Here is a 10,091-nt window from a genome sequence, read left to right as displayed (position 1 = left end):
TCACGAGGAGCGAGAATCCATGGCCGACGAGCAGCAGCTCCGGGAGTACCTCAAGCGGGCCATCGTGGACGCGCGCCAGGCCCGGCAGCTGCTCCACGAGACCGAGGAACGCGGGCGCGAACCCGTCGCGATCGTCGGCATGGCATGCCGGTTCCCCGGCGGGGTTTCGTCTCCGGACGACCTGTGGGACCTGGTGCGGGACGGGCGCGACGGCACCTCGGAGTTCCCTGACGACCGCGGGTGGGACCTGGCGAACCTGTTCGACGACGACCCCGACGCGGCCGGGAAGAGCTACGCCCGGCGGGGCGGCTTCGTCGACGGCATCGCCGAGTTCGACGCCGGCTTCTTCGGTATCTCGCCGCGCGAGGCGGTGGCGATGGACCCGCAGCAGCGGCTGCTGCTGGAGACGTCCTGGGAGGCGATCGAACGGGCCGGCGTCGATCCGCTGTCCCTGCGCGGTACCCGTACCGGTGTCTACATCGGCGCCGGCGACCAGGGCTACGCCGCCGATCCGGGTGACGTCCCCGAAGGCGCGGAGGGCTACCTGCTGACCGGCAACGCCAACAGTGTCGTCTCCGGCCGCGTGTCGTACGTGCTGGGGCTCGAGGGGCCCGCGATGACGGTGGACACCGCGTGCTCCTCGTCGCTCGTCGCGTTGCACCTCGCGGTGCAGGCCGTCCGCCAGGACGAGTGCGAGTTCGCGTTGACCGGCGGGGTCAGCCTGCTGTCCAGTCCCGGGCTGTTCATCGGCTTCAGCCGGCAGCGCGGTCTGGCCCCGGACGGGCGGTGCAAGTCCTTCGCCGAGGCGGCCGACGGCACCGGCTGGGCCGAGGGCGTCGGCGTCCTGATGATCGAGCGGCTCTCCACCGCGCTGGCCGCCGGGCGCCGGGTGCTCGCGGTGATCCGTGGCTCGGCGACCAACCAGGACGGTGCGAGCAGCGGCCTGTCCACACCGAACGGCCCGTCGCAGCAGCGGGTCATCCAGCAGGCGCTGGCCAACGCCCGGCTGTCATCGCAGGACGTCGACCTCGTGGAGGCGCACGGCACCGGTACCGTCCTCGGCGACCCGATCGAGGCCCAGGCGCTGCAGGCGACCTACGGCGCGCAGCGGCCACCGGACCGCCCGCTCCTGCTCGGATCGGTGAAGTCGAACATCGGCCACACCCAGGCAGCCTCCGGCGTGGCCGGGGTCATCAAGGCCGTCATGGCACTGCAGCACGCGACCGTGCCCAGGACGCTGCACGTCGACGCGCCGACCGCGAAGGTGGACTGGAGCGCCGGCACGCTGCAGCTGGTCACCGGGACCATGCCGTGGCCGTCCGCCGACCGGCCGCGCCGGGCCGCGGTGTCGTCGTTCGGGATCAGCGGCACGAACGCACACGTCATCGTCGAACAGGCGCCCGTGGCGCAGGAGGCGCCCGTCGCCGGCGGTGCGGGCCCGATGGCGTGGGTGCTCTCCGGCCGGACCGACCTCGAACTGCGGGCCCAGGCCGCCCGCCTGGCGGCCGTCGTGGACCGGGAGGACCGGCTCCGGCCGCAGGACGTCGCCTACACCCTGGCCGCTGGGCGGCCGGCGTTCCGGCACCGGGCGGCGGTGGTCGGCGAGCAGCGTGACGACCTGCGCCGCGGGCTGGCCGCGATCGCCGCCGGGGAGACCCCGGCCGGTGTGGTCGAAGGCATCGCGTTCGACGACGCGAGCCAGGTCGTCTTCGTCTTCCCGGGACAGGGTTCCCAGTGGGACGGCATGGCCCTGGAACTGCTGGACCAGTCGCCGGTGTTCCGGGCGCGGATGGACGAGTGCGCGGCGGCGCTGGCCGGGCTGGTGGACTGGTCCGTGGTCGACGTGCTGCGCGGCACCGCCGGAGCGCCGTCGCTGGACCGTGTCGACGTGCTCCAGCCGGCGCTGTTCGCGGTGATGGTCTCGCTGGCCTCGACGTGGACGGCGCTCGGCGTGCGGCCGGCCGCGGTCGTCGGCCACTCCCAGGGCGAGGTGGCCGCGGCCTGCGTCGCCGGCGCGCTGACCCTGCCCGACGCGGCCCGGATCACGGTACTGCGCAGCCGGATGATCGCGAGCACGCTGTCGGGGCACGGCGGCATGATGTCGGTGCCGCTGCCCGCGGCCGACGTCACCGCCCGGCTCGAAGCCTTCGGCGGCCACCTGTCGATCGCGGCGGTCAACGGACCCGCCTCGGTCGTCGTGTCCGGAGACCCCCATGCGCTCACCGAGTTCATGCGCACGCTGGAGGCCCAGGGCCGCAGTCCCCGGACGATCCCGGTCGACTACGCGTCGCACTCCGCGCACGTCGAGGCGATCCGCGAGCCGCTGCTCGAGGCGCTGCGGCCCGCCGCCCCCGGCCCGCTGCGGCTGCCGCTGTTCTCCACAGTGGACACCGACTGGGCCGACGGCCCGGCGCTCGACTCCGGCTACTGGTACCGCAACCTCCGCCGGCCGGTGCAGTTCGGCCCCGCCGTCACGGCCCTGCTGGACGCCGGATACGGGACGTTCGTCGAGGTGAGCCCTCACCCGGTCCTGACCGGCGCGATCCAGGACACGATCGAGCAGTTCGGTCGCCGGGCCGTCGCGCTGGGCACGCTGCGCCGCAACGAGGGCGGGATGCCGCGCCTGCTGTCGGCGCTCGCGACGGCGCACGTCAACGGGGCCACCCCGGACTGGCCCGCCGTCCTCGCCGGCACCGATCCGCGCCCGGCCGACCTGCCCACGTACCCGTTCCAGCGCCGCCGCTTCTGGCTCGCCAGCGGCAGGTCCCTGCCCGACCCGGCCCGGCTCGGCTTCGACCCGGTCGGCCACCCGCTGCTCGGCGCCGCGATCCGCCCCGCCGGAACGGACGGGCTGCTGTTCACCGGGCGCGTGTCGCTGCGGACGCACCCCTGGCTGGCCGACCACTCGGTGCTGGGCAGCCCGCTCGTCCCCGGCGCGCTGTTCGTCGAGCTGGTGATGCGGGCCGGCGACGAGGTGGGGTGCGACCGGATCGACGAGCTCACCGTCGAGACTCCGCTCGTCCTGCCCGACGACAGGGAGGTGTCACTGCAGGTCCGGCTGGCCGAGCCCGCCGCCGACGGCACCCGCGAGGCCGGCGTCTACTCCCGCTCGCCCGACGGCGACACCGGCCCGTCCTGGATCCGGCACGCCTCCGCGACACTCAGCACAGCGCCGGCCGCCGCCGCCCGATCGGCGCCATACGACGGCCCGCCCGCCGGCGCGGTCCAGATCGACCCGCAGGCGCTCTACGCAGGCTACGCGGCCGCGGGCATCCACTACGGGCCGGTGTTCCGTGGCCTGCGCTCGGCCTGGAGGCTCGGCGAGGAAGTGGTCGCCGAGGTCGCCCTCGCATCGCAGGAGCGGGAGCGGGCCGGCGAGTTCGGCCTGCATCCGGCGCTGCTGGACGCGGCGGCGCAGGCGGCGGCGCTGCTGGCACCGTCCGGCGACGCCGGCACCGCCACCCGGCTCGCCTTCGCCTGGAACGGCGTGCGGCTGCACACGTCGGGCGCCGCCGCGGCCGTCGTCCGGCTGTCGCCCGCCGGACCGGACCGGTTCCGGCTCACCCTGTCCGAGCGCTCCGGCCAGCCGGTCGTCACGGTGGAGTCCCTCGTGCTGCGCACCGTCGAGGGCGAGAGCCTCATCCGGTCCGCGGCGCACCCGCCGGAGCTGTTCGACCTGGCGTGGGTCGACGCCGCGGCCGGCCCGGACGAGCCGGACGGGACGCGCCGGGCGGTGCTCGGTCCCGACCCGCTCGGCCTGTTCGGCGAGCTCGGCCTGCCCGGCCACGCCGACGTGGCGGCGGTCGCGGCCGAGGGGGCTGACCTGGTGCTGGCCGCCTGTCCCGCCGACGGGGTCGACGGCGCCGCCGCGCTGGCCGCCGCGACGCACGCCCTTCGGCTGGTGCAGGACTGGCTGGCCGAGGAGCGCCTGTCGAGCACCCGGCTCGTCGTCGTGACCCACCGTGCCGTGGCCACCGGCCCGGCCGAGGCACCGGACCCGGCGTCGGCGGCGGTATGGGGACTCGTCCGGTCGGCCCAGGCCGAGAACCCGGACCGGCTGCTCCTCCTGGACGTCGAACGACCGCTCACCGCGCTGCCGCCGGTGCCGGAGGCCCAGGCGGCAATCAGAGACGGCAAGGTCCTGGTGCCGAGGATCGTCCGCGCCGAGCCCGGCCCGGCCGACCCGGCGTGGGACCCGGACGGGACGGTACTGCTCACCGGCGCCACCGGTGGCCTCGGCCCCCTCGTCGCCCGGCACCTGGTCACCCGGCACGGCGTCCGGCATCTGATCCTGCTGAGCCGGCAGGGCCCGGCCGCCGCCGGCGTGACCGAGCTGGCCGCCGAGCTGACCGACCTGGGTGCCGTCGTCACCGTCGTGGCCGGCGACGTCGGCGACCGCTCGGCGCTGCAGGCAGTGATACAAGGGGTGGGCACCGCCCACCCGCTGCGCGCCGTGGTCCACGCCGCCGCCGTGGTCGACGACGCGATCGTCGCCTCGCTGTCACCGCAGCAGCTCGAGGCGGTGTTCCGGTCCAAGGTGGACGGCGCCGCCCACCTGCACGAGCTGACCACGGATCACGAACTCACCGCGTTCGTGCTGTTCTCCTCGGCCGCCGGCACATTCGGCGGCCCCGGCCAGGGCAGTTACGCGGCGGCGAACGCCTACCTCGACGCGCTCGCCCAGCGCCGGCGCGCGGCGGGCCTCGCCGGCACGTCCCTGGCCTGGGGGCCATGGGAGGAGACCGGCGGCCTGCACGGCCGGCTGGCGGCAAGCGACACGCGGCGGATGGCCCGCGGCGGCATCGGCGTGCTCGCGACCGGCGAGGCGCTCGCGTTGCTCGATGCCGCGACCGGCCGGCCCGCGGCGCTGGCACTGCCGATCCGGCTCGACCTCGACGCGTGCCGGGCTCAGGCGCGCGCCGGCACCATGTCCCCGCTGTTGCGCGCCGTTGTGCCGCTGCCCGTACGCCGCCAGGCGGCGGGCGACCCGGGGGACGGCGGCACGGACGAGCGGGGCCGGGCGGCCGTCGAGCGCCACCTCGCCGGCCTCTCCCCGACACAGCGGCACGAGGTCATGCTCGGCCTGGTGCGGGAGCACGCCGCAGCGGTCCTGGGTCACGAGTCCTCCGCGGCCGTCGAGCCCGGCCGCCGGTTCAAGGACCTGGGGTTCGACTCCCTGACCGCCGTGGAACTACGCAACCGGCTCAAGGCGGCCACCGGCCTACAACTTCCGGCGACGCTGGTCTTCGACTACCCCACCGCGGAGGAGCTCGCGGGCCGCGTCCTGGCCGGTCTCGGGCACGGCGACACCACCGTCCACGCCCGGACGGCGCCGGTCGCGGCCGACGAGCCGATCGCGATCGTCGGCATGGGCTGCCGCCTGCCCGGCGGCATCAGCTCGCCGGAGGAGCTGTGGCAGCTCCTGGTGGACGGCGGCGACGCCATCTCGGAACTGCCGGCCGACCGGGGCTGGGACCTCGCCGGGATGTTCGACGAGGACCCGGACGCGCCGGGGAAGTCGTACGCGCGGTTCGGCGGTTTCATCGACGGGGTGGCGGACTTCGATGCGGGGTTCTTCGGGATCTCGCCGCGTGAGGCGTTGGCGATGGATCCGCAGCAGCGGTTGCTGCTGGAGGCGTCGTGGGAGGCGCTGGAGCGGGCGGGGATCGATCCGCTGTCGTTGAAGGGCAGCCAGACCGGGGTCTTCGTCGGTACCAGTGGCCAGGACTACGCCGTGTGGTCGACGGGAGCGACCGAGTCGCTGGAGACGTATCTCGCGACCAGCAACAGCGCGAGCGTGCTGTCCGGTCGGATCGCCTACACGCTGGGTCTGGAGGGTCCGGCGGTGACCGTGGACACGGCGTGTTCGTCGTCGCTGGTGGCGCTGCACCTGGCCGCGCAGGCCCTGCGCCGCGGTGAGTGTGACCTGGCCGTCGTCGGCGGCGCGACGGTGATGGCCGGACCGGGCGTCCTCATCGGCGTCAGCCGCCAGCAGGGGCTGTCGGTGGATGGCCGGTGCAAGGCGTTCGCCGAGGGCGCGGACGGGACCGGCTTGTCCGAGGGTGTCGGCGTGTTGGTGCTGCAGCGGGCGTCCGTGGCGCGTCGTCCGTTGGCGGTGGTCCGGGGTTCGGCGGTGAACCAGGACGGCGCGTCGAACGGGTTGACGGCGCCTTCGGGCAAGGCGCAGGAGCGGGTCCTCAGGTCGGCGTTGGGTTCGGCAGGTTTCGGGCCGGAGGACGTCGACGTGGTGGAGGGCCACGGGACAGGCACGCGGTTGGGTGACCCCATCGAAGTCGGCGCGTTGCTGGAGGTGTTCGGCGGCCGCGGCGGGGCGCCGCTGCTACTGGGTTCGGTGAAGTCGAACGTCGGCCACACGCAGGCGGCGGCGGGTGTGGTCGGTGTCATGAAGATGGTGCTGGCGTTGGAGGCCGGGGTGGTGCCGGCGTCGCTGCACGTCGGTGAGTTGTCGTCGGTGGTGGACTGGTCGGTCGGCGGGGTCGAGGTGGTGCGCGAGCTGGCCGATTGGCCCGTGGTGGATCGGGTGCGGCGGGCGGGGGTGTCGTCGTTCGGGGTGAGCGGGACGAACGCCCACGTGATTCTGGAGCAGGCGCCGGAGCTTCCTGAGCCGGAGCGGGATGCGGTGGTGGGTCCGGTGGCGTGGGTGCTCTCGGGCCGGTCGAGAGAGGCGTTGCGGGACCAGATCGTCCGGTTGCGGGAGTTCGTGTCGCCGGGTGACGGGGTTGAGGTGGGTGACGTGGCGGTGTCGCTGGCCGAGCGGTCCGTGTTCGCGGAGCGGGCGGTGGTGGTGGGTTCGGAGGCCGGGGAGTTCGTCGCCGGGCTGGACGCGGTGGCGGCCGCGGTGCCGAGCCCCGACGCCGTCGCCGGCACGGCCCGGCCGGCACGCGGTCGCACCGTCTTCGTGTTCCCCGGACAGGGCGGCCAGTGGGCGGGCATGGGGCGGGACCTGATGGTCGCCGAACCCGTGTTCCGGGACACCGTCGAGGCGTGTGCCGCCGTCCTGGCCGACCTGGTCGACTGGTCGCTGCTCGACGTCCTGCGTGACGACGGCACCGGCCCGTCGCTGGAGCGTGCCGACGTGGTCCAGCCGGTGTCGTTCGCCGTCATGGTGGGGCTGGCTGCCGTGTGGCAGTCCTACGGGGTGCGCCCCGACGTCGTCATCGGCCACTCCCAGGGCGAGATCGCGGCCGCGTTCGTCGCCGGGGCGCTGTCGCTGGCCGACGCGATGCGGGTCGTCGTCCTGCGCAGCCGGCTCGCGGCGCAGTCACTGTCCGGTCTGGGCCTCATGGCGGCGGTGGCGCTGCCGCCCGACGACGCCGCGGCGCTGCTGGGCCGCTGGGACGCCCGGCTGTCCCTGGCCGCCGTCAACGGCCCCAGCTCGGTGATCGTGTCCGGTGAACCCGAGGCGGTCGAGGAACTGCTCGCCGTCTGCGCCGCCGAGGACATCCGGCACCGGCGCCTGGCCGCCGACTACGCCTCGCACTGCGCGCAGGTCGAAGTCGTCCGGGACCAGCTGCTCGAGGGACTGGCGACCCTGGCCCCGCTGACCCCGCAGATCCCCTTCTTCTCCACCACCGACCGGCAGTGGCTGGACAGCGTGCCGGTCGACGCGAACTACTGGTACCGCAACCTCCGCCAGACGGTCCACTTCAGCTCGTCGATCGCACCGGCGCTGGACGGCGGCCCCGGGATCTTCATCGAGGTGAGCCCGCACCCGGTGCTCGTCGGCAGCATCGAGGAGACCATCGAGCAGGACCGGCACGACGCGGTGGCGATCGGCACGCTGCGTCGCGACCAGGGCGGACCCGACCGGATCCTGCTCTCGCTGGGTGAGGCGTTCGTCCACGGAACGGCGGTCGACTGGCCGCACCCCACCGGCGGCGCGCGCCGCCTCGCGCTGCCCACCTACGCGTTCCAGCACCGCCGGTACTGGCTGGAGGGCCGGCCGGGACCGGCATCGGCCACAGCGGACGCCGATGGTCCGGAACAGCGGTTCTGGTCCGCGGTCGAGCAGGAGGACCTGACCGCGCTGACCGACGCGTTGCAGATCGACGCGGACGGGGACGGGGCACCGCTGGCGGCGGCACTGCCGGTCCTGTCGTCGTGGCGCCGCCGGCAGCGCAAGCGCTCCGCGGCCGACTCGTGGCTGTACCGCACGGTGTGGAAGCAGATACCCGACCGCCGCGCGGCGGACCTCACCGGCTCCTGGCTGCTGGTGATCCCGGACGGACAGCTCGACGATCCGTGGATCGTCGAGGCCGCCCGGGGCATGGCCGGACGCGGTGCGCGGATCACCCGGTTGACCCTGCCCGGCGGCGCCCCTGACCGAGCGGGTATCGCCGCCCGGCTGGCCGAGACGCCGGCGGTGGACCACGTACTGACGTTCCTGGCGTTCGCGGATCAGCCCCATCCCGAGCATCCGGTCGTACCCCTGGGATTGGCCGGCAATCTGGCTCTGGTGCAGGCACTCGAGGACGCCGGGGTCGACGCGCCGGTGTGGTTCGCGACGCGGTCGGCGATGCCGGCCCGGCCCGCCGACCGGCTGACCGGCTGCGTCCAGGCCCAGATCTGGGGCTTCGGCCAGGTGCTGGGGCTGGAGCAGCCCGAACGCCTCGGCGGGCTCGTCGATCTGCCGGACCGTCCCGATCCGTCCACTGTCGACCGACTCGTGGCGATCCTGGCGGGAGCCCAGCGACCCGAGGACCAGCTTGCGGTCAGAACCGGAGGTACCTACGCGCGCCGGCTGCAGCGGGCGGCCCGGAACAGCGACCCTGGCACCGAATGGCGGCCGAGCGGGACGGTGCTGGTGACCGGCGGGACGGGCGCACTCGGCGCCCACGTCGCGCGGTGGCTGGCCGACCGGGGCGCGGACCACGTCGTGCTGGCCAGCCGGACCGGCGAGGCGCCGCAGCTGCAGGCCGAGCTCGTCGGCCGCGGCGTCCGGGTCACGGTCGCACGCTGCGACGTCGCGCACCGGCCGGACCTGGAGCGGCTGCTCGCCGAGCACCCGCCGGCGGCGATCGTCCACGCGGCCGGTGTGGTCGACGACGCGACGATCGACTCGCTGACGGTGCAGCGTCTCGCCGGCGTCGCCGGGCCCAAGGTCGCTGCGCTGACCCATCTCGACGAACTGACCCGCCGGCTGCCGCTCACGGCGTTCATCGTGTTCTCGTCGGCCGCCTCGACACTCGGCAGCCCGGGCCAGGCCAACTACGCCGCGGCGAACAGCTTCATGGACGCCGTCGTCGAGCGCCGCCGGGCCGAGGGCCTGTGCGCGACGTCGATCGCGTGGGGTGCCTGGGGCGGCGACAACCGGGCCACGCAGGGTGACGCGGCCGACCGGGTGCGCCGGACCGGACTGGTGCCGATGGCGCCGGAGATCGCCGTCGACCTCCTCGGCGCGCCGGCGACGATCGGCACCGCCGTGCTCACCGTCGCCGACATCCGCTGGTCGGCGATCGTGTCCGGGTTCAGTGCGGTCCGCCCCCGGCCACTGTTCGACGACCTGCCCGAGGTCCGCGCCGTCCTGGACGCGCAGGAGTCCGGCGAGGAACGGTTCGTCCAGCGGCTCGCGGCCATGGCCGAGGCGGAGCAGTCCCGGGCGGTGCTCGACCTGGTGATGACGCACACCGCGGCCATGCTCGGCTACGACGGGCCCGAGGCGATCCAGCCCGACCGGGCCTTCCGGGAGCTGGGCTTCGACTCGCTGACCGCCGTGGAACTACGCAACCACCTGGGCGGCGCGACCGAGCTGCGGCTGCCCGCGACGCTGGTGTTCGACCACCCGACCCCGTCTGCGCTCGCCGGCGAGCTGCGCCGCCGGCTCCTCGGCGAGCCGGACGCCGCCGGGCCGGACAACATCACAGACATCGACATCCGCCGGCTCATCGAGTCGATCCCGCCGCAGCGGCTGCGCGAGTCCGGCCTCATCACCGAGCTGCTGCGGCTGCGCGGGCCCGCCGAGGCGGCGCCACCCAAGACCACAGCGGCCGAGCACATCGACGCCATGGAGGTCGGCGACCTCCTGCAGATGGCCCGCGAGACGCTCGGCCCCTGACCTCGATCCACTCGCA

1 protein-coding gene and 1 pseudogene are annotated in these 10,091 nt (G+C 74.7%); both read left to right on the top strand.

Annotated elements, in window-relative coordinates:
* Nucleotides 1-19 precede the first annotated feature (19 nt).
* Nucleotides 20-97, top strand: a pseudogene (locus ACQEVZ_RS46335) (polyketide synthase docking domain-containing protein); the annotation flags it as partial.
* Entirely contained in the window at nucleotides 89-10,075 is a 9,987-nt protein-coding gene (locus tag ACQEVZ_RS46330; protein ID WP_433386101.1) for a type I polyketide synthase, read from the top strand. The pseudogene ACQEVZ_RS46335 and the gene ACQEVZ_RS46330, both read left to right, overlap by 9 nt.
* Nucleotides 10,076-10,091: the final 16 nt, after the last annotated feature.

Source organism: Dactylosporangium sp. CA-152071, assembly GCF_050936335.1.
Classification (GTDB): domain Bacteria; phylum Actinomycetota; class Actinomycetes; order Mycobacteriales; family Micromonosporaceae; genus Dactylosporangium; species Dactylosporangium maewongense.
This window is presented reverse-complemented; position numbering and strand designations above follow the sequence as displayed.